The following is a 19,625-nucleotide window of genomic DNA, read 5'->3' as shown; positions in this document are numbered from 1 at the left end:
TGTCTTTTGATCAGAATGTAAGCTTGATGTTCATGCCCACGTAGCGGTTGGAAGGAGAGTTCAGGTCATCCTTGCCTTTGTCCGGGTCCGCATACTTGAATTGTTTCCGCCAGATCAGTACATTCTGCCCGGTTAAAGCAACGGAAGCAGCACTCGCACCTATTTTCCTGAATACATTCACGGGGAGGTTGTATTGAAGGGATACTTCACGCAATTTCAGGAAGGTAGGGTCAAGGGCGCCGCCCGGTGTACCATCTGCAAATTCGCGGGAGTATGCTTCATAGGAAACGGGAATATCATTCTTCGCAAACACGCGGGTATCTTCTATGATCCGGCCATATTTATCCTGTTTCATTTCCCCGGAAAGTACTTTCACTCCATTGCCTATATAGGTGATCTTATGGTTCACCACTTCATCATAACGATACTGGTTGTCGCTCTCTGGATGTGCCCCGGTATCCCACATCTTGTTATTCATGTATTCATACATCAGGCCGCCTACTCTGCCGTCGAAACTGAAGCTGAAGATGAAATTGCGGTAGGCAAAGCTGTTGGTAAAGCCCCAGATCCAGCTGGGATCCATGTAGCCAATGCGGGCAGGGTATTTGCTCATCAGTGGCAGGCCGTTATCCTGGTGTACCACATTACCCTGCGGGTCTTTTTCCCATGGCTCTGTTACGTAAGCATCCCGGCGTTCACCCACTTTCGTCCACAGGTTATCAGAGGAATAATCTTTGTCCAGTGTTTTGTAATATTCATGTGAGGCGGACCAGTTGAACATGGCATCCCAGCGCAATACACTGTTGGCAATAGGTGTACCACCGATGGTGATCTCCACGCCGCGGCGTACATAGGATTCATTGGTATTCACCAGGGTAGTGGTAAAACCGGAGGCGGAAGAGATCTCCGCATTGGTCTGCTGGTTATAACTGTACTTGTTGTAATAAGTAATATCTGCCTGCAGGCGGTTCTTCAGGAAATAGGCCATCGTACCCACTTCCCAGGTGCGGGCAGTTTTGGGATTGATACTGCCATCGAAGATATTGGTAGGATAACTACCGGTATTAAGCCCTTCCCAAACACCTAAAGCAGTAGCATAGGTCCTGTTGGTGGCATAGATGCCCAGGTCGCCTTTAGACAAAGCCCAGGATCCGCGCACTTTCCAGAAGTCCATCCACTTTGGCATTTTGAACAGCTCCGATAATACGGTGCTGGCGCCCACGGAAGGGTAGAAATAAGAACGGCTGGCTTTGGGCAGGGTAGAGCTCCAGTCATTCCTGCCTGTTACATCCACAAAGAACGCACTCTTCCAGGAAAGGGTGAGTTTGCCGAACAGGCTGTTCACCTGTTTGGCAGATTGGCCGGCAATTACATCAGGCCGTTCAACAGAGGAGGCCAGGGAGTAAAGTCCGGGAATGGACAGCCCGCCCCTTGTTTTACCCGTCAATACATTGTTCCTGAAATAATAGATAGTTCCGCCCGCGAGCCCGTCAATGCCCAGGTTGCCTGCTTTTTTATTGATGGTGAAAAGCAGGTCGTTGTTGATACTGAAACCAGTCAGCTGGCTCAGCATATACAGTCCTTTGGACTCATATCCGCCACGGGTAGAGTTAATATTGATGGGATTGCGTTTGGTATCTTCATTGCCATAATAATCCATGCCACTCCTGAATTGCAGGCGTGCGCCGGAGAATAAAGTATAGCCTGCAGAAAGACTGGCATTGTAAGTATTCTGGTCTATCGCATTCAATTTTTCATAGGCGATCAGGTAAGGGTTATCATACCATGTTTTATACATCCAGTTCTGCTGGATACCCGGGGTAACCCAATAGTCCCTGAATTGTGTAACATCGTATTCAGGCCCCGTCCACATCAGCAGGTTATAGATATAACCCTGGTTGCCATAACCGCTTCCCCAGATCTGTGGAGACTTGCGCTTATTGTAGCCCACCGTTGCTTCCAGGTTGAACCGGCTGCCTACCTTTATTTCACCGCCCATGGAAAAGTTGATCATATTTCCTTTGGCATTGGGGTATTGGCCTTTATTATAGATATCCGTTAAAGAAACGCGGAAGCTTCCGTTCTCCCCGGTTTGTGTAACACTGATATTATTATTGGTGATGAAACTGGGCTCCAGGAAATTCTTAAAGTTATCCTTGCCACGGGAGGTCAGCGGCATCTCTTTCAGTGATTTGCTGACGGGGTCCCATTGAACAGCCGTTCTGCCGATATCCAGCCGGTCTCCCCAGATGTAATCCGTTGCGCTGTATGTACCACCAAGGCCGGCGCTGTAGTTATGCTGCACTTCAGGCAGGGTGAGGAAACCTGCATTGAACATGGTGTTGCTGTTGATAGAAACGGTAACGCCTTTTCTGCCGCTTTTTTTGGTGGTAATAATGAGTACGCCGTCTCCGCCACGCTGCCCGTATAGAGCGGCGGCGGTAGAACCTTTGAGCACGTCCATACTTTCAATGTCATCAGGACTGATATCCCGGAGCGTCATATTACCATAAGGCACACCATTGATCACCAGGAGGGGAGTGCCGCCCCGTAAAGAGATGGTGGGGGCTTCAAAGAACTCGGTACTGTTCTGAATTAACAGGCCGGCTACTTTACCGGTGAGGGAAGTGGCAATATCCACTCCTTTCACACGCTGTACTTCTTCCCCGGATACTTTCTGTACGGCATAACCCAGCGCCTTTTCATCGCGTTTGATGCCCAGGGCTGTTACCACTACCTGTTTAAGCCGCCGCTGGTCTGGTGCCAGGGAAATATTGATGATGGCTGGCTGATTCTTCAGGGCTACTTCTTTAGTGATATAACCAATGAAGCTGATGATCAGCGTGGCATCTGCTTTAGCGCGGATACTGAATTCTCCTTTTTCATCAGTAGAGGTACCTGCATCGCCGTCTTTTACACGCACAGTAGCACCAATCACCGGTTCGCCCGTTTCTGCATCTGTAATGATGCCGGAACGGGTATCAATTACCTGTTGTACAGGGGCTGGCCTGAGAGCAGGCGCAGCGTAACGCAGGGATACGGTTTTCCCGTCCAGCATATACTTCAATCCATATTGCTGCAACTGGTCCAGCGCATCTTTCAGTTTGCCTGTTTCCAGGTGTACGCGTTCCAGCTTTACTTTCGCCAGGGCCTCCTCCTGGTAGGAGAATTCATAGCCATTGGCCTGGCGCTGAATAAGGTCTACCACACGGGCAAGGTCCGTTCTGGCAAGGTCCACTTTGATGTTTTGCGCCATCGCGAATGGTGCGTAAAAGAGGGACAAAAGGAACAGGCCCCATGCCTTCCAGTACAGGGGACCGCATTTTTTTGACAACACGCTTTCTGGTTTTTTTGTCATAGCTTTGTTGTTGATTGTTTTATTGTTTAAGTAAAGCACTTCCAATAGCGCTGTCCTGCCCGACAGCGCTTTATTTTTGAGTGCGTGAAAATGATTGATCTGTATACCCTCTTACTTTACATAGATACTGTCCCCCCGTTGTTCAAAGCGGATATTCCATACAAAAGAAATATGCTGCAATACTTTGTTTAGCGGTACGCCATCAAAAGTGGCGGTCACTGTTCTCTCTGCCATTCCGTGATCATTACTGAAATGAACATCGTACCGCTGCTCCAGCTGGTTGAACACATCTTCAACCGGTGTTTTGAAAAACACCAGTTTCCCTGTGGTCCAGGCGCCCAGCTTTTCCGGTGCCTGGTGTTCTATAGATATAGTTTTGTTTCCCTTGTTATAGATCAGCAGTTCACCCGGTACCAGCATCTTTTCCTGTTCCTCATGTGCTGTGTCAGATATCACACCAATGCTTCCCCGTTGCAGTCCTACACGCAGCTGGCCGGAGGAGGCATAGGCGGATACGCTGAAAGCGGTGCCATATACCCGCGTGGAGGCATTCCCTGCTTTTACAATAAAAGGTCTTTCCTTATCGTGATGCACTTCAAAAAACGCTTCCCCGGTAAGGAATACCGTTCTGTTCTTTTTATTATAGGATGAAGGATATCTCAGGCTGGAATGCTCGTTCAGCGTAATGACAGTACCATCCGGCAAAGTATCCCGCAGCATAATATGCCCACCGCCGCTATTGCTCACTGTATGCCATTGCGGGGCGGAGGGTTGCTGCTGCATCCACCACCAGGCTCCTGCGCTAAGGAGCAGCAAGATAGCTGCTGCGCGGCCGATATGCAACCATAGTTTACGTAGGGGTTGGCGGCTTCTGATATTTTCCATCACCTTTGCCTTTATGGATGCTTTCTGCTGAGGAGGGGGCAGATGTACCGGCCGGTCCCAGTTATCCTGAATAAAGGCATCCGTCCAGCCCTCGCCCTGCTCCGATATCCATTGCATTACCTCTTCCTGCTGTTCGCCGGTTAAATGCCCTTTGAAATAATCTTCCAGTGTTTTCTTATCCATAAATAAGTGCCGTAAATATATTTACAGTATCAACACGCCCGCCATTTAATTTACCCGTACCGCAAATACACGCTTAATGATTAGTTAACCTTAGCCTTTTATCTTTAACGCAAATAAGGTATCCCTTGCAGAAATATCATGAAAACAGGTTAAAGCGGATCATTGACGATACACATGACAAGCTCTTTTCCGTATTGTTTGCCATGTGCGGAGAAGTGCATTTGTGCGAAGATATCATGCAGGAATGTTATATCCGTCTCTGGCAGCATATAGATAACGTGAAGGACGACCATGCCATCCTTGCCCTGCTGCGGCAATACGCCCGGAATATATTCCTTGATGAAATGAGAAAGCGGGGGAGGCAGAAAGAACTGCTCTTAAAAGTTACCCGTGAAGATATGGCGCCATCGCCGGACGAAAAGGTGATGAATGAGGAAAAACATCAGCTTATACAGCAGGCCATCAACAAACTCCCGCAGCAGCAGCAACTCATCTTCCGGATGCATAAGGAGCATGATATGAGTTACCGGCAGATCGCCGCTGAACTGGAAATAGCCACGGGTACCATAGAAAAACAGATGAACCGTGCCCTCCGGTCCCTGAAACACGAACTTATTCACCTGAAAAGGATGGATGCGGGGATCATCATTTATATCACATTACTGGGCTGGCAGGCATAGGAAGAAAAAAATAAGGCGGACCATCTTTTGGTCCGCCTTAAAAGCCTTTAGGGGAAAACTGTCTACATATGCTGCCAGGTACTGTGGCAGGCTGAGCAAAAAAGTTCCCACGCCCAGGTTCGGGGCGAAACGAACATCACGGTACAATGGAGCCCGCTGCGGTCATACTACCTGTACGTACCGCCTAAACTAGATGAACAAATCCTGTGTAGCATCAAATTCATCCTGTTTGTTGATACTGTTTTTGATAAACGGAATCAAAGCAAGGCCTACCGTAAGGATCACTAAAAGTACATTTCTAAGTTTCATAACCAATCATTTTTAATCTTGCTTACTTATATAACTAAATACTGTGCCAAAAGGTTACGTGTATCTACTGAAAAAAGATGCCTTATTTGCGTAAAAAGTGGGGCTGAAATGCTTATCCCTTACTGGTACAGCATTTTACAGAACATACATCTATAAAATTTTAAAACAATATAGATAAAGTCGATATCTAACGTTGGTAAATCTATTTGATTTATAATTTTTTGCGGGGCAACTTTGCGGCGGCTTTACAAAAATAGCATAGCATTAAATCAATAAATCCGACATAGTATCATGAAAAATGCAGTTTTATCAGTAGGGGCGGAGTTCCCGGCGTTCGCAAAAAAGGCAGTTGTATCAATCGAAAAAGGGAAAGAGTTTTACGAGATCTCTTCTGAAGAGATCAAAGCTTCCGGCAAATGGATGGTAATGTTCTGGTGGCCGAAGGATTTCACTTTCGTTTGCCCTACAGAGATCGCTGAATTCAACAAACACTACCAGGACTTCGCAGACCGCGATGCCATCCTGATCGGTGCTTCTACAGATTCTGAATTCGTTCACCTTGCCTGGAGAAATAATCACGATGACCTCCGTGGATTACAATTCCCTATGCTGGCAGACACTTCTAAAAGCCTCGCACAGGAACTGGGTATCCTGGAAGCAGAAGAGAAGATCGCTTACCGCGCTACTTTCGTGGTAGACCCTCAGGGTATCGTTCGCTGGACTTCCGTATACGACCTGTCTGTAGGCCGTAACGTAAAAGAAGTGCTGCGTGTAATGGACGCACTGCAATCAGATGAGCTGTGCCCCTGCAACTGGCAGAAAGGTGAAGCTACCATCAAAGCTTAATCCAATGAATCTTTGTACCGGGTAAGGCATGCCTTACCCGGTATTTTACAAAATCAAGAAATTATGTTCGCTACAAATACACAGGATACCGCTCAGCAATTATTGCAGGTGGTAGGCCTCCCCGGTACGGAAGTTCCTGCAAAGCTGGCTGCACTTGCCGCTGCTGATGCCCGTTACCTGAAAGATCTGAAGATCAATGTATCCAATGCCCTCGATGCTGCCACGCTTCCCAAAAAGGATGCTTACCTGATAGGTCTTTCCGTGGCCATCAATGAAAAACTGCCTGCCCTGCAGAGCGGTTTTGAGCAACTGGCCCTGGCTGCCGGCGCTACTGATAAGGAGATTGCCGATATTGTGAGCTGCACTTCCCTCATGAATGCCAATAACGTATACTACCGTTTCCGCCATTTTGTAGAGAAAGAATTCTATACCACGGCGCCGGCTGGTATCCGTATGAGCATTATGGCCAATCCGGTGATCGGAAAAGAGCTGTTTGAACTGGTGAGCCTGGTTATTTCTGCCCTGAACGGTTGCCAGATGTGCGTAACCTCCCATGAAGAGGCTCTGCTGAAACACGGCACAGAGCAGCAGCGGATCCTGGATGCAGTGAGGCTGGGCGCGGTTATTAAGAGCCTGGGGGTATTACTTTAAGCTGGTTTAACTGTCCAGAAAAAAGGACAGTCCAAAATAGTGTGAATAAAAACACTGACCAGAATTTGATTATTAAACAAATTAGTGCGACTTTTGCAGTCCAAAATTTTAAGAACATGGCAAGAGTATGTCAGGTGACAGGGAAAAAACCAATTACAGGTCATCACGTATCTTTCTCGAACATTAAGACTAACAGGAGGTTTCTGCCTAATCTGCAAACCAAACGTTTCTTCTTAGCGGAAGAGGATAAGTGGATCACTTTGAAAGTGTCTGCAGATGGTTTAAGAACCATTAACAAACGTGGCCTGTATGCCGTAGTGAAAGAACTGCGCGCAGGTGGCAACAAGGACATCTAATCCATTAAGGATCAACTTAATAAGAATACAAAATGGCAAAGAAAGGTAACAGGGTACAAGTTATACTGGAGTGCACAGAGCATAAGAACTCTGGTCAGCCAGGTACTTCCCGCTACATCAGCAACAAGAACAAGAAAAATACTCCTGAGCGTCTGGAGTTGAAAAAGTACAACCCTATCCTGAGGAAGGTGACTGTACACAAAGAAATCAAATAAGTCAATGCTAATTGCTTTGTAGTTAATCGTTTAGAGTTCATACGATTAGCTCTGGATGATTGACAATTTCAATTAACATTTAACACAATAAGAAAATGGCAAAAGCAGCGAAAACCGCGATCAAGAAAGATGCAAAGGCAGCAGCCGAAGCTAAGGTGTGGACTAAAGTGATCAGAGCGGTACGTTCTCCTAAATCCGGTGCATATACTTTTAAAGAAGCTATCGTACACAAGGATAAAGTTCAGGAGTTCATCAGCAACAAATAATTCGGCTTTACTAATCATACTGCAAAAAAGCTGTCTCATTACGGGACGGCTTTTTGTGTTTCGGGGAAAGGTTAATATAAAACAGGGATTTGCCGGTTTACCGGAATATTCCCCGTTAAATACTCCTTATACTTGCTGACGTAACCTGAAAACACCGTTATGATGATCCGGATCATTTTCCTCCTCTTTTGCCTCGCAGCCACACCAGCCACTGCACAACAACCCTTAAAGCTCTGGTATAAACAACCCGCCGATAAATGGACGGAAGCCATGCCGGTTGGCAATGGCAGACTAGGGGCCATGGTATTTGGCCGCCCACAGGAAGAGCTGATCCATTTGAATGAGGAATCCCTCTGGTCCGGCGGCCCCGCAAATCTGAACCCCAATCCCCAGGCCCCGGAATTCCTTCCTAAGGTGAGGGAAGCACTCTTCAAAGGGGATTACAAAACTGCAGAACAACTCTGCAAAAAGATCCAGGGCCTGTACACGGAATCCTATATGCCATTAGGTAACCTCCTGATCAAACATCGCTTTACCGGCACACCCGAAGGATTTTACCGGGACCTGGACATCAGCCATGCTACCACACTCACCCGTTTTTCCGTGAACGGAGTGCAATATACCCGGGAGATCTTTGCTTCCGCACCGGACCAGGTGATCATGATCCGCCTGCGTTCAGATAAAAAAGGCCGGCTTAGCTTTGATGCATCCACCAATAGTCTCATTCGTTTTAAGAACATCGCCGCGGGAAAGAACGAACTGGTGATGAAAGGAAGGGCGCCTTCCCATGCAGATCCCAATTATGTAAGCTATAACCCTGAACCCGTTGTGTATGATGAAGCTAATGCCTGCAGGGGGATGCGATATGAGTTAAGGATAAAAGCGCAGCTCAGGGATGGGAGTATTACCACAGATACCGCTGGCCTGCATATCACTAATGCTACAGAAGCGGTATTATATATCTCTGCTGCCACCAGCTTTAATGGCTTTGATAAATGCCCGGATAAAGATGAATCGCAATTAGCGCAGGGATACTTAAATAAAGCTTTCACCAAAAGCTTTGACCAGATCAAAAAAGAGCACATCAAAGATTACCAGCAGTACTTCAACCGGGTAACACTTTCCCTCAGCAATACTCCTGAAGTACCAGGTTCCACGCTTGAGCGCCTGATGCAATATACCCGCGGGGCAGCAGATCCTGCGCTGGAAGCATTGTACTTTCAGTACGGCCGCTATCTGTTGATTGCCTGTTCCCGCCCGGGTGGTATCCCCGCTAACTTACAGGGGATCTGGAATCCTATTCTCAGGGCACCGTGGAGCAGCAACTTCACCACTAATATCAATGCCCAGATGAATTACTGGCCGGCAGAAATGATGAACCTTTCTGAAATGCATCTGCCCTTTATGGAGTTCATTAAGAACACTGCCATAACAGGCCGGGAAACCGCAAGGAATTTTTACAAAGCAAAAGGTTGGGCGGTGCATCACAACTCAGATATCTGGGCCACCTCCAATCCTGTGGGAGATCTCGGGAAAGGTAGTCCTACCTGGGCCAACTGGGCTATGGGTAGTCCATGGCTTTCGCAGCACCTTTGGGAGCATTATGCTTTTACAGCGGATAAGGATTTCCTGCAAAACACGGCTTACCCGCTGATGAAAGATGCAGCAATGTTTTGCCTGGATTGGCTGGTGGAAGACCCCAATGGTTTGCTGGTAACGGCGCCGGCTTCTTCACCGGAGAACGAATTTATTACGGAGAAAGGAGAGAAGGGTAGTATCTCCATCGCCACTACCATGGATATGTCCATTATCCGCGATCTGTTTACAAACCTGGTGGAAGCTTCGGAAATATTAGGTACAGATGAGGCTTTCCGGAACCTGCTCAAAGAAAAGCAACGCAAGCTGTTCCCTTTGCAGATCGGTAAAAAGGGCAACCTGCAGGAGTGGTATAAGGATTGGGAAGACGTTGACCCGCAGCACCGGCACGTATCTCATTTATTCGGGCTGCATCCGGGAAGGGAGATCTCACCGATCGTAACACCCGCCTTCGCTCAGGCGGCCAGGAAAACACTGGAGATAAGAGGAGATGAAGGTACCGGCTGGAGCATTGCCTGGAAGATCAATTTCTGGGCACGCCTGCACGACGGCGATCATGCCTATAAACTTCTCCGCAACCTGCTGCGGCTCACCGGAATAGAAGGAACTGAGTATTCCAAAGGTGGTGGCTCTTATGCTAACCTGTTCTGCGCGCATCCGCCTTTTCAGATAGATGGTAACTTTGGTGGCATTGCAGGGATGGGTGAAATGATGCTGCAAAGTCATGCCGGGTTCATACACCTGCTGCCTGCCATACCTGCCGTATGGAAGGATGGAAAGGTAACGGGATTGCGTGCGCGCGGCGGCTTTGAAGTGGATATGGAATGGAAGAACGGACGGCTGCAGGCAGCTACTATCCGAAGCATTAAAGGTACTGCAGCTAAGGTGAGGTATGGAAGCAAAGTGATAGACCTGCAGCTAAAACCGGGGCAGGCTAAAAAGCTGGATGCACTCTTCCTCTAAACAAAACATAATACTTCGTCCAGAACAACCTATTTTTGCACCACGAATTGTAATTGCTAATCCGTAATGTATTTAAATGGGTTTTTTCAATAAACTCTTTTCCCGGGAAAAGAAAGAAAGTCTGGATCAGGGCTTGCAGAAAACGAAAGAAAGCTTCCTTTCAAAAATAGGCCGCGCCATCGCTGGTAAGTCCACCGTAGATGCTGAAGTGCTGGATAACCTGGAAGAAGCGCTTGTTGCCGCAGACGTAGGAGTAGATACCACCGTACGCATCATCGGTAAGATCGAAGAACGCGTAGCCAAAGATAAATATCTGAATACCAGTGAATTGAACAGGATACTGCAAGAAGAAGTTGCAAATCTCCTGGTAGATGCGCCGGATGGTGGATTCAAGGATTTTGATGTTCCGGAAGGCAAAAAGCCCTATGTGATCATGGTGGTAGGGGTGAATGGGGTAGGTAAAACCACCACCATTGGTAAACTGGCCTACAACTTTAAAAAAGCCGGTAAGTCCGTAATGCTGGGTGCCGCAGATACCTTCCGCGCCGCCGCAGTAGACCAGCTTACTATCTGGAGTGAAAGGACTGGCGTACCCATCGTTAAACAGCAAATGGGTTCAGATCCTGCAGCTGTTGCCTTTGATACCGTGCAAAGCGGTGTGGCCAGGAACGTGGATGTGATCATCATAGATACAGCCGGCCGCCTGCATAACAAACTGCACCTCATGGACGAACTTAGCAAGATCAAAAGGGTGATGAACAAAGTGATCCCCGATGCGCCTCATGAAGTTTTACTGGTACTGGATGGTTCTACCGGGCAAAATGCCCTGGAGCAGGCCCGCCAGTTCACGGCCGCTACGGAAGTAACCTCCCTCGCCATCACCAAACTGGATGGTACTGCTAAAGGCGGTGTAGTGCTGGCCATTGCGAATCAGTTTAAAATACCTGTAAAATATATCGGTATAGGAGAAAAAATGGAAGATCTGCAGGTTTTTGATAAAGTAGAATTCGTGGATTCGCTGTTTAGTTTAAATAGCTGATTATTAAATAATTATATAAAAATGCCGGAAGTATTACTTCCGGCATTTTTATTTTGTGTAAAGTATACAAATACAATAATTATCAACCTTTTGTGCACCCTGTACTTCTAACCCCGCAATTGCTTAAATTTGGTTACGTTTTAATGTTGCAATTGTTTCACCCTTAATAACAATTCGAAATTTATGCAAATACAATCCATAGATCGAGTTGAGAACATATCTGCCCAGGACTTTAAGACCCAATATTACGAGCCACGCAAACCCTTGATCATTACAGGATTGTCTAAAGACTGGCCTGCCCGGGATAAATGGACCTGGGATTACTTTAAATCAATAGTAGGAGATAAGACCGTAGGGGTTTATAACAATACGAGGGCAGGCGCCAAAACGCTTGTCAATGGGGCGGATGACTACATTCCTTTCGGGGAATACCTCGATATGATCCAGCAGGGCCCGGTAAGCCTGCGCATCTTCCTTTTTAACATTTTTCAACATGCGCCGCAGCTGGTAAATGATTTTACCTGGCCGGATTTCCTTTTAAAAGGTTTCCTGAAACGGTACCCTATGCTCTTTGTAGGCGGAGCGGGCTCCATTGCGCACATGCATTATGATATAGACCTCAGTCATATTATGCATACCCAGTTCGTTGGCCGCAAAAGGGTGCTGCTGCTGGACAATCAGCAATCCACCCTCATCTACCGCATGCCGCTGACCGTGGAAAGTGCGGCCAGCTTCGAGAACTGGCCGGAACGCCTCAACGAAACAGAAACCAAATTCCCCGCCCTCCAGTATGCCCGTGGTTATACCTCTGTGCTGGAACATGGGGATACCATGTTCATGCCGGCAGGATACTGGCATCATATGGAGTACCTGGACGGTGGCTTTGCCATGAGCCTCCGGGCATTGGATCAGACCCTGAGCGGTAAGCTGAACGGCTTATATCATCTTATGGGTAAAAGGAGCATGAATAACCTGCTCATTAAAATGGCCCCCGAATGGTGGTATCACTATAAACGGAAGGTAGCAAAGCAACGGGCGGAGAAAGAGATCAGGAAGCATCTGGCTTAAAACGGGCTTAAAAAGCCGCGTAACACCCTGATAATGGATATTAAATATGTGTGAACACATATAATTTCAATATTTATCACTAACTTTGCAACTTCTCATTAGTCCTCCACTAAGACTCATAGTCACTCAAACAGCTGCCTGCTGTGTATTTAAAGCGTGTCTGCGTGTCTTCGTGGCAAATGCCTGCCGAAAGTGGGAATTTAAAACATTGCTATTTGAAGACAAGAACTTTAAAGAAAGACAAGGTTAATATTATTACGTTAGGTTGTTCAAAGAACATGGTTGATTCTGAGGTGTTAAGCGGTCAGCTTATTGCCAACGATATCAATGTGGTGCATGAAAGCGAAAAACGCGATCATAACATCGTGGTGGTGAACACCTGTGGGTTCATTGATAAAGCAAAGGAAGAATCCATCAATACCATCCTGGAACAGGTAGACCTGAAGCAGCGTGGTAAACTGGATAAAGTATTTGTGACAGGTTGCCTGAGCGAACGTTACCGCGGAGATCTTGAAAAAGAGATAGAAGGTGTGGATGCCTGGTTTGGTACCATGGAATTACCCCTCATCCTCAAACGTTTTGATGCGGACTATAAAGCGGAACTGGTTGGTGAGCGTCTGTTAAGCACCCCTTCTCATTATGCCTACCTGAAAATTTCCGAAGGTTGTAACCGCACCTGCTCTTTCTGTGCTATCCCGCTTATGCGCGGCCAGCACGTATCAAAACCCATTGAGGCTTTAGTGGCCGAAGCGGAGAAGCTGGTAAAGAGTGGCGTGAAGGAGATCATGCTGATTGCACAGGAGCTTACCTATTATGGCCTGGACCTGTACAAACAACGCCGTCTTCCTGAACTGTTACATGCATTGGCTGATGTGAAAGGATTGGAATGGATCAGGCTGCATTATGCCTATCCCACCAAATTCCCGATGGAGATCCTGGAGGTAATGAAGCAAAGGGATAATATCTGTAATTACCTGGATATGCCTTTGCAGCACATTGCAGACCCGATGCTCAAAGCTATGAAGCGCCAGATCACCCGCAAGGAGATCCTGGACCTGGTGACGTCCATCCGTGAACAGGTGCCGGGCATTGCCCTGCGTACCACGCTCATTGCTGGTTTCCCCGGAGAAACACTGGAAGATGTGGAGGACGTAAAACGTTTCCTGGAAGAAGTGCGGTTTGACAGGGTAGGAGTATTCACTTACAGTCATGAGGAAGGTACTTCCGCATATGACCTGGTGGATGATATTCCTGCAGAAGAGAAAGAGCGCCGCGCGCAGGACATTATGGAAACGCAGCAGGAGATCTCCCTGGAAAAGAACCAGGAGATGGTAGGAAAAGTATTTAAAGTAATAATAGATAAAAAAGAAGCCGGCCGATACCTGGGCCGTACGGAGTTCGATTCAGTTGAGGTGGATAATGAGGTGATCATTAACACGGACAGAAAGTTGAAACCCGGAGATTTTGTACAGGTTAAAATAACCAGGGCGTTCGACTACGACCTGGAAGGAGAGCTGGTTTAAACTAATTGAAGACCGGCTAATTGATCACCCGGCCTGTTAAAAAACAAGCGGGCCAACACAACAAACAGATGATAACATTCGAATCATTAGGACTTCAGGAAAACATTCTGAAAGGTGTTACAGACTTAGGCTTTGTAACCCCAACCCCTATCCAGGAAAAAGCAATCCCGGCCCTTCTCGGAGGAGACCGCGATTTTGTGGGCCTGGCACAAACCGGTACCGGTAAAACCGCCGCATTTGGTTTACCATTACTGCAAAACATTGATCTTAAAGTACGTCAGCCGCAAGGTCTGATCCTTTGCCCGACACGTGAGCTGTGCATGCAGATCACGAGCGATCTTAATAACTTCTCCAAACACCTCGGCGATGTAAGCATCGTAGCCGTATATGGTGGTACCAGCATTGGTTTGCAACTGCGCGAACTGAAACGCGGCGTACACATCGTAGTAGCTACTCCGGGCCGTTTGCTGGATATCATAGACCGTGGTGCCGTTAACTTCGACAATGTACGTTATGCCGTACTGGACGAAGCAGATGAAATGCTGAACATGGGTTTCCAGGAAGATATCAATAGCATTCTTTCCAACACCCCCGCAGAAAAAACAACCTGGTTGTTCTCTGCTACCATGCCACAGGAAGTTCGCCGTATTGCTCAGAAATACATGAAGGACCCCTTTGAGCTCACCGTAGGCAGCAAGAATGCCGGTAATGTGAACATTGAGCATGAATACTACGTGGTTCGCCCGCGCGATAAATATGCTGCGCTGAAACGTATCGTGGATTTCAACCCTGAGATCTTCGGTATCATCTTCACCCGCACCAAGATTGAATCACAGGAGATCGCTGAATCCCTCATACGGGATGGTTATAACGCCGATGCACTGCATGGCGATCTTACCCAGCAGCAAAGGGATAAAGTAATGAAACGCTTCCGTGATAAATCCATCCAGATGCTGGTAGCTACAGACGTGGCTGCCCGCGGTATCGACGTGGATAACGTAACGCACGTAATTAATTACGATCTGCCGGATGATGTAGAGAACTACACCCACAGAAGCGGCCGTACTGCCCGCGCTGGCCGTTCCGGTGTATCCATTGCCATCATTGGTGCCCGCGATATCGGTAAGATCCGTCAGATAGAACGCGTACTCGGCAACAAAAAGTTCATCAAAGCAGAAGTGCCCGATGGATTTGCCGTATGCGAAAAACAACTCTTTGCCATGGTGCATAAAGTGCACAACGTGGTAGTGAACGAAGAACAGATAGACCCATACCTGGGCCGTATATACGAAGAGTTTGCAGACCTCACCAAAGAAGAGCTGATCCGCCGTTTTGCTTCCCTGGAATTCAATGAATTCCTGGAGTACTACCAGGATGCAGTAGACCTGAACGTGAAGGAAGAACGCCGTGGCGAAGACAGGGGAACGTTCTCCCGTGGCAGCGGTAACAGCAAGTTTACCCGCCTGTTCATCAACCTGGGTTCTGTAGATAACTTCACCCGTGGCGATATGCTGCGTTTCATTTGCGACAGCACCGGCCTGCGTGGTAACTCCATCGGCCGTATCGACCTGAAAGGCGTTTACTCCTTCTTTGAAGTAGAGAACGAAGTGGTGGAAAAGGTACAGCAGAGCTTCAAGAAGGTAGAACATAACGGGCGCTCCGTTAGGATCGAAACTTCCCAGGATGGAGACAAACGTGCTGGTGGCGGCGGAAGGCCAGGTGGCAACCGCTCCTATGGCGGCGGTGGCGATCGTAAGAGAAGCTGGTCCGGTAGCGAAGATGGCGGATTCCGTCAACGCAGGGAGTTTTCCAAAAGTGGTAGCGGAAGTAGCGGTGGATACCGTGGCAAACGTTAATCAGTTTTTATTCTGATAATTAATTTAACCCGCAGGCGTTTGTTTGCGGGTTATTTTTTATCTTGTAAAAAATAGCTGTTACAGCAAGGTATGGCGACCCAACAAAAGAAAAATAGCATTCCACTTGATGAAGAGCCCTTCCGCAAGCTTAAACCCGTAGAATCGTTCTCGTTGTTTTCCGCAAAGGACATCCAGTTATTCCAGGAAGGTTCCCACGACAGATTATACGAAAAGTTTGGTTCCCACACCGTTACCTACGAAGGGGTGGCAGGTACTTACTTTGCCGTTTGGGCACCAAATGCTGCCTATGTTTCCGTGATCGGCGACTTCAATGAATGGAACACCTACAGCCATACCCTCTTGCCCAGGTGGGATAAATCCGGTATCTGGGAAGGCTTTCTGCCCGGTATTAAAGAAGATCAGCTTTATAAGTACTTCATTCGTTCCAACTCAGGTGAGGAGCTCCGGAAAGGAGACCCTTACGCCAACAGATGGGAGCTAAGACCTAAAACCGCTTCTGTAGTCAGCAACCTGGAATATAAATGGAAAGATGCCGCCTGGATGAAGTCCCGCGGCAAAAAGAACAGTCTCAAAAGCCCTTTCTCTGTATATGAAATGCACCTGGGTTCCTGGCGCAGGCCCGATGCCAACAACCACGAAGTATTCTATTCTTATAAGGAAATAGGGGCCATGCTGGTACCTTATGTGAAGGAAATGGGTTTTACCCATGTGGAATTCATGCCTGTAATGGAACATCCCTTTGATGGTTCCTGGGGTTACCAGCTTACCGGTTTTTATGCGCCTACCGCCCGTTACGGTACCCCGCAGGAATTCATGGCATTGGTGGATGCTTTCCATCATGCAGGGATAGGGGTGATCCTGGATTGGGTACCTTCTCATTTTCCCTATGATGATCATGGCCTTTATCGCTTTGATGGTACCCATACTTATGAGTATGCGGATATGCGGAAAGGGTTTCATCCTGACTGGAACAGCTATGTTTTCAACTATGCCCGCAACGAAGTAAGGTCTTTCCTGCTCAGCAATGCCTTGTTCTGGCTGGATAAATTCCATATAGATGGTTTAAGGGTAGATGCCGTAGCTTCTATGATTCACCTGGATTATTCGCGCAAAGCCGGTCAGTGGGAGCCTAATGAACAGGGGGGCAATGAAAACCTGGAAGCCATCTCTTTCCTCAAAGAAATGAACAGCACGATCTATTCCCGCTTCCCGGATGTGCAGACCATCGCAGAAGAATCCACTTCCTTTTACGGCGTATCCCGCCCCGTTTTCATGGGTGGCCTTGGCTTTGGTATGAAATGGATGATGGGTTGGATGAACGACACCCTGGATTACTTTAAGAAAGATCCCTACTTCCGTAAATGGTACCATAACCAGATCACTTTCAGTATCATGTATACTTTCAGTGAAAACTTCATGTTGCCGCTCAGTCATGATGAAGTAGTACACGGTAAAAGCCCCATGATCTATAAAATGCCGGGAGACGACTGGCAGCAGTTTGCCAACCTCCGGTTAATGTATAGTTATATGTTCACCCATCCCGGCACCAAGTTGTTATTCATGGGCGACGAAATTGCGGATACCAAAGAATGGAATTACAAGTCTGAACTGAGTTGGGACCTGCTGAAACACAAGACCCATGAGGGTTTGCAGCAGTATGTGAAAGCATTGAACAAGTTATATACCAGTGAACCCATATTGTACGAAACCCAGTTCGACATTAACACTTTTGAATGGATCAATGCAAACGATCATGAAAACAGTGTGCTGATCTATGCCCGCAAAAGCCCGGAAGGGGAGGTGATCCTCATTGCCCTTAACATGACCCCTGTACCACGGGAAGACTATCCTGTGGCTATTCCCTGGAAGAATTCATTTAAAGAGGTGCTCAATAGCGATGCTGCTGTTTTTTATGGCAGTAATGTAGTGAACACCGGTACCCTTAAACCCCGGCCCGGTAAGTATGGCCAGCCATACGATCTGCTGTTACGCCTCCCACCGCTTGGTGCCAGCATCCTTAAGATGCAGTCCAGGTAATTTGGAACGAAGATTGCTGTTATTTCACCATGCGAAAATATTTTTTTGCGTGGATTAAACTTTTGAAGAAAGACCATATCTAACCAACAGTGGGCAATAAGAATTTGCGGCAGGCGTTCTGTTATCAGTATCCATATAAGGTTGAAAAACGATCACTAATCTAAAACCATTCTTTATTATGAAAAACATGTTCCGCAAGGTGGGCCTGCCTGTATTGCTTTTGGGCACCCTCTCCGTTATCATTTATGCATGTAACAAAGACAGTTCTTCGGAACCTGCAGCCATTCCCCCAGGCCAGCAAAGAGTAAGCCTTCTGCTCACAGACGACCCCGGCCTTTTTGACAAAGTAAATATCGATATCAGGAAAGTAGAAGTATTGATCGATACCTGCGCCAAAGATAAAGACGACGACCGCTGGGATGACCGCGACCGTTGTGGCTGGTGGGAAGACCGCCGCGATAACGATGATGATTGCGAAGTATGGGATTCTTTAGGTATCCGCCCGGGTGTATATGACCTGCTGCAACTGCGTAACGGCGTAGATACCAACCTCGCTACCGGCACCATCCGTAAAGGCCGTATAGAAAAGATCCGCATTACATTAGGTACTAACAACTCATTAGTGAAGGACAGTATTTCTTATCCGCTGCGTTCAGTGAACGGCCAGGTAAAACTGGTGATCAAAGTAAGGCATAACGAGTGGGATCAGATCTCTCCTGATAACCTGCAGCTCTGGCTGGACTTTGACGTACAACGTTCTATCATCCAGGTGAGCAGAGGTACCTTCATCCTCAAACCGGTGATCCATGTATGGACCGTTAAGCAAACAGGTGCAGTGTCCGGTAAAGTATTACCGAAAGATGCACAATCCATTATCACCGTATACAACAATCTCGATTCCCTGTATGCTATTCCGGGCAGAGATGGTGAATACAAAGTGCGCGGGTTGAAACCAGGTACTTACAGCGTATTTGTAAATGCAGGTAATGGTTACAGAGATACTACCATTGCCGATGTGAAAGTAGAAAGAGCGAAAGAAACAAAGGTGCCTACCATCACCGTAAAGAAATAATTGAAAGCCTTATAACGTTAAAGAAGGAGTCCGCAAAAACGGGCTCCTTTCTTGCTTTATGCCGGAAAAAAACTTACATTGTGAATAGAATTAACAACCATAAAATCCTGAATTCCTGTGAAACAACTTAGTTTGCTTATCATACTCGCATGCACAACACTCATCGTTTCCGCCCAGGAAGCGACCAACCAGACAGATGCCAAAAAACGTAAGCAGGGTCCATGGATAGAGCAGGTTGAATCCATTCGCGGAGAGCCTGGTTTCAGCTGGGAAGGTGTTTATAAAAATGACCGTAAAGAAGGGATCTGGAAAAAGTACACCATTAATGGAGATCTGCTGGCGGAAGAAACATTTAAGAACGGTACCCTCGATGGCCTTTGCAAATACTTTTACCCGGATGGTAAGATCAGTGCCATAGGCATGATGGTAGCCACAGATATTGAAGGGCAGAAAGATACCATTATGGTGATAGATCCTGTAACACAGGAAGAGAAACTTACGGAGGTAACACGTAAAGGTAATTCCGTACGCCAGGGAGAGTGGAGGATCTATGATGAAGAGGGTGTAATGTTAAAGGAAACCTATGAGCGGGGAGAGCTGAGTAACTCCGTAATGGGGAACCGCAGGCCTGCCAATGCAGCCCCTTTACCACATGAACAGGGTGCAGGAAAGAAGAAAAGAACTGATTATTAATAACATAG

Annotated in this window: 16 protein-coding genes; 14 read left to right on the top strand and 2 right to left on the bottom strand. The window is 47.3% G+C overall.

Features of this window, described 5'->3' with window-relative positions; all coding sequences use genetic code 11:
* Positions 1–10 precede the first annotated feature (10 nt).
* Together BUR42_RS09205 and BUR42_RS09200 are read right to left on the bottom strand one after the other, a co-directional pair.
* Complete coding sequence (locus tag BUR42_RS09205) at positions 11–3,358, bottom strand: SusC/RagA family TonB-linked outer membrane protein (protein ID WP_200798239.1); 3,348 nt, start codon at positions 3,356–3,358, stop codon at positions 11–13.
* A 111-nt stretch (positions 3,359–3,469) separates the two neighbouring features.
* Positions 3,470–4,426, bottom strand: coding sequence for a FecR family protein (locus BUR42_RS09200; RefSeq protein WP_074238946.1), 957 nt, complete (start codon positions 4,424–4,426; stop codon positions 3,470–3,472).
* A gap of 125 nt (positions 4,427–4,551) precedes the next feature.
* Between BUR42_RS09200 and BUR42_RS09195 the strand changes: the two genes are divergently transcribed.
* The 14 genes from BUR42_RS09195 (at position 4,552) to BUR42_RS09130 (ending at position 19,617) form a co-directional block, all read left to right on the top strand.
* Positions 4,552–5,106 carry an RNA polymerase sigma factor gene (locus BUR42_RS09195; protein ID WP_074238945.1) on the top strand — a complete coding sequence of 185 codons (555 nt, stop codon included), beginning with the start codon at positions 4,552–4,554 and terminating at the stop codon, positions 5,104–5,106.
* 600 nt (positions 5,107–5,706) lie between these two features.
* Positions 5,707–6,261, top strand: coding sequence for a peroxiredoxin (locus BUR42_RS09190; RefSeq protein ID WP_074238944.1), 555 nt, complete (start codon positions 5,707–5,709; stop codon positions 6,259–6,261).
* A gap of 63 nt (positions 6,262–6,324) precedes the next feature.
* The gene (locus BUR42_RS09185) at positions 6,325–6,912 is read left to right on the top strand and encodes a carboxymuconolactone decarboxylase family protein (protein WP_074238943.1); all 588 of its coding nucleotides are present in this window, start codon (positions 6,325–6,327) and stop codon (positions 6,910–6,912) included.
* Between the two features lie 116 nt (positions 6,913–7,028).
* Positions 7,029–7,268 carry a 50S ribosomal protein L28 gene (rpmB, locus tag BUR42_RS09180; protein WP_074238942.1) on the top strand — a complete coding sequence of 80 codons (240 nt, stop codon included), beginning with the start codon at positions 7,029–7,031 and terminating at the stop codon, positions 7,266–7,268.
* A gap of 32 nt (positions 7,269–7,300) precedes the next feature.
* Positions 7,301–7,483 carry a 50S ribosomal protein L33 gene (gene rpmG, locus BUR42_RS09175; protein WP_074238941.1) on the top strand — a complete coding sequence of 61 codons (183 nt, stop codon included), beginning with the start codon at positions 7,301–7,303 and terminating at the stop codon, positions 7,481–7,483.
* Positions 7,484–7,578: 95 nt separating this feature from the next.
* Entirely contained in the window at positions 7,579–7,749 is a 171-nt protein-coding gene (locus tag BUR42_RS09170; RefSeq protein WP_074238940.1) for a DUF4295 domain-containing protein, read from the top strand.
* Between the two features lie 159 nt (positions 7,750–7,908).
* A complete protein-coding gene (locus tag BUR42_RS09165) occupies positions 7,909–10,308 on the top strand; it encodes a glycoside hydrolase family 95 protein (protein ID WP_234979633.1) in 2,400 nt (799 codons plus the stop codon).
* A gap of 76 nt (positions 10,309–10,384) precedes the next feature.
* Complete coding sequence (gene ftsY / locus BUR42_RS09160) at positions 10,385–11,347, top strand: signal recognition particle-docking protein FtsY (protein WP_074238939.1); 963 nt, start codon at positions 10,385–10,387, stop codon at positions 11,345–11,347.
* A 183-nt stretch (positions 11,348–11,530) separates the two neighbouring features.
* Positions 11,531–12,415 carry a cupin-like domain-containing protein gene (locus BUR42_RS09155; RefSeq protein WP_074238938.1) on the top strand — a complete coding sequence of 295 codons (885 nt, stop codon included), beginning with the start codon at positions 11,531–11,533 and terminating at the stop codon, positions 12,413–12,415.
* Between the two features lie 215 nt (positions 12,416–12,630).
* Entirely contained in the window at positions 12,631–13,938 is a 1,308-nt protein-coding gene (rimO, locus tag BUR42_RS09150) for a 30S ribosomal protein S12 methylthiotransferase RimO (RefSeq protein WP_074240512.1), read from the top strand.
* Positions 13,939–14,006: 68 nt separating this feature from the next.
* Positions 14,007–15,794, top strand: a complete 1,788-nt coding sequence (locus BUR42_RS09145) for a DEAD/DEAH box helicase (protein WP_074240511.1) — start codon at positions 14,007–14,009, stop codon at positions 15,792–15,794.
* 90 nt (positions 15,795–15,884) lie between these two features.
* Entirely contained in the window at positions 15,885–17,852 is a 1,968-nt protein-coding gene (gene glgB, locus BUR42_RS09140; protein WP_074238937.1) for a 1,4-alpha-glucan branching protein GlgB, read from the top strand.
* Between the two features lie 178 nt (positions 17,853–18,030).
* Complete coding sequence (locus tag BUR42_RS09135; RefSeq protein ID WP_074238936.1) at positions 18,031–18,924, top strand: DUF4382 domain-containing protein; 894 nt, start codon at positions 18,031–18,033, stop codon at positions 18,922–18,924.
* Positions 18,925–19,041: 117 nt separating this feature from the next.
* A complete protein-coding gene (locus BUR42_RS09130) occupies positions 19,042–19,617 on the top strand; it encodes a toxin-antitoxin system YwqK family antitoxin (RefSeq protein ID WP_143197395.1) in 576 nt (191 codons plus the stop codon).
* The last annotated feature ends 8 nt before the right edge of the window (positions 19,618–19,625 follow it).

This window comes from Chitinophaga niabensis (assembly GCF_900129465.1).
Classification (GTDB): domain Bacteria; phylum Bacteroidota; class Bacteroidia; order Chitinophagales; family Chitinophagaceae; genus Chitinophaga; species Chitinophaga niabensis.
This window is presented reverse-complemented; position numbering and strand designations above follow the sequence as displayed.

What these genes read in the sequence shown, in the direction of transcription:
- BUR42_RS09205 (WP_200798239.1), bottom strand. Translation starts at nt 3,358, where the DNA reads ATGACAAAAAAACCAGAAAGCGTGTTGTCAAAAAAATGCGGTCCCCTG.
- BUR42_RS09200 (WP_074238946.1), bottom strand. Translation starts at nt 4,426, where the DNA reads ATGGATAAGAAAACACTGGAAGATTATTTCAAAGGGCATTTAACCGGC.
- BUR42_RS09190 (WP_074238944.1), top strand. Translation starts at nt 5,707, where the DNA reads ATGAAAAATGCAGTTTTATCAGTAGGGGCGGAGTTCCCGGCGTTCGCA.
- BUR42_RS09185 (WP_074238943.1), top strand. Translation starts at nt 6,325, where the DNA reads ATGTTCGCTACAAATACACAGGATACCGCTCAGCAATTATTGCAGGTG.
- rpmB (WP_074238942.1), top strand. Translation starts at nt 7,029, where the DNA reads ATGGCAAGAGTATGTCAGGTGACAGGGAAAAAACCAATTACAGGTCAT.
- rpmG (WP_074238941.1), top strand. Translation starts at nt 7,301, where the DNA reads ATGGCAAAGAAAGGTAACAGGGTACAAGTTATACTGGAGTGCACAGAG.
- BUR42_RS09170 (WP_074238940.1), top strand. Translation starts at nt 7,579, where the DNA reads ATGGCAAAAGCAGCGAAAACCGCGATCAAGAAAGATGCAAAGGCAGCA.
- BUR42_RS09165 (WP_234979633.1), top strand. Translation starts at nt 7,909, where the DNA reads ATGATGATCCGGATCATTTTCCTCCTCTTTTGCCTCGCAGCCACACCA.
- ftsY (WP_074238939.1), top strand. Translation starts at nt 10,385, where the DNA reads ATGGGTTTTTTCAATAAACTCTTTTCCCGGGAAAAGAAAGAAAGTCTG.
- BUR42_RS09155 (WP_074238938.1), top strand. Translation starts at nt 11,531, where the DNA reads ATGCAAATACAATCCATAGATCGAGTTGAGAACATATCTGCCCAGGAC.
- BUR42_RS09145 (WP_074240511.1), top strand. Translation starts at nt 14,007, where the DNA reads ATGATAACATTCGAATCATTAGGACTTCAGGAAAACATTCTGAAAGGT.
- glgB (WP_074238937.1), top strand. Translation starts at nt 15,885, where the DNA reads ATGGCGACCCAACAAAAGAAAAATAGCATTCCACTTGATGAAGAGCCC.
- BUR42_RS09135 (WP_074238936.1), top strand. Translation starts at nt 18,031, where the DNA reads ATGAAAAACATGTTCCGCAAGGTGGGCCTGCCTGTATTGCTTTTGGGC.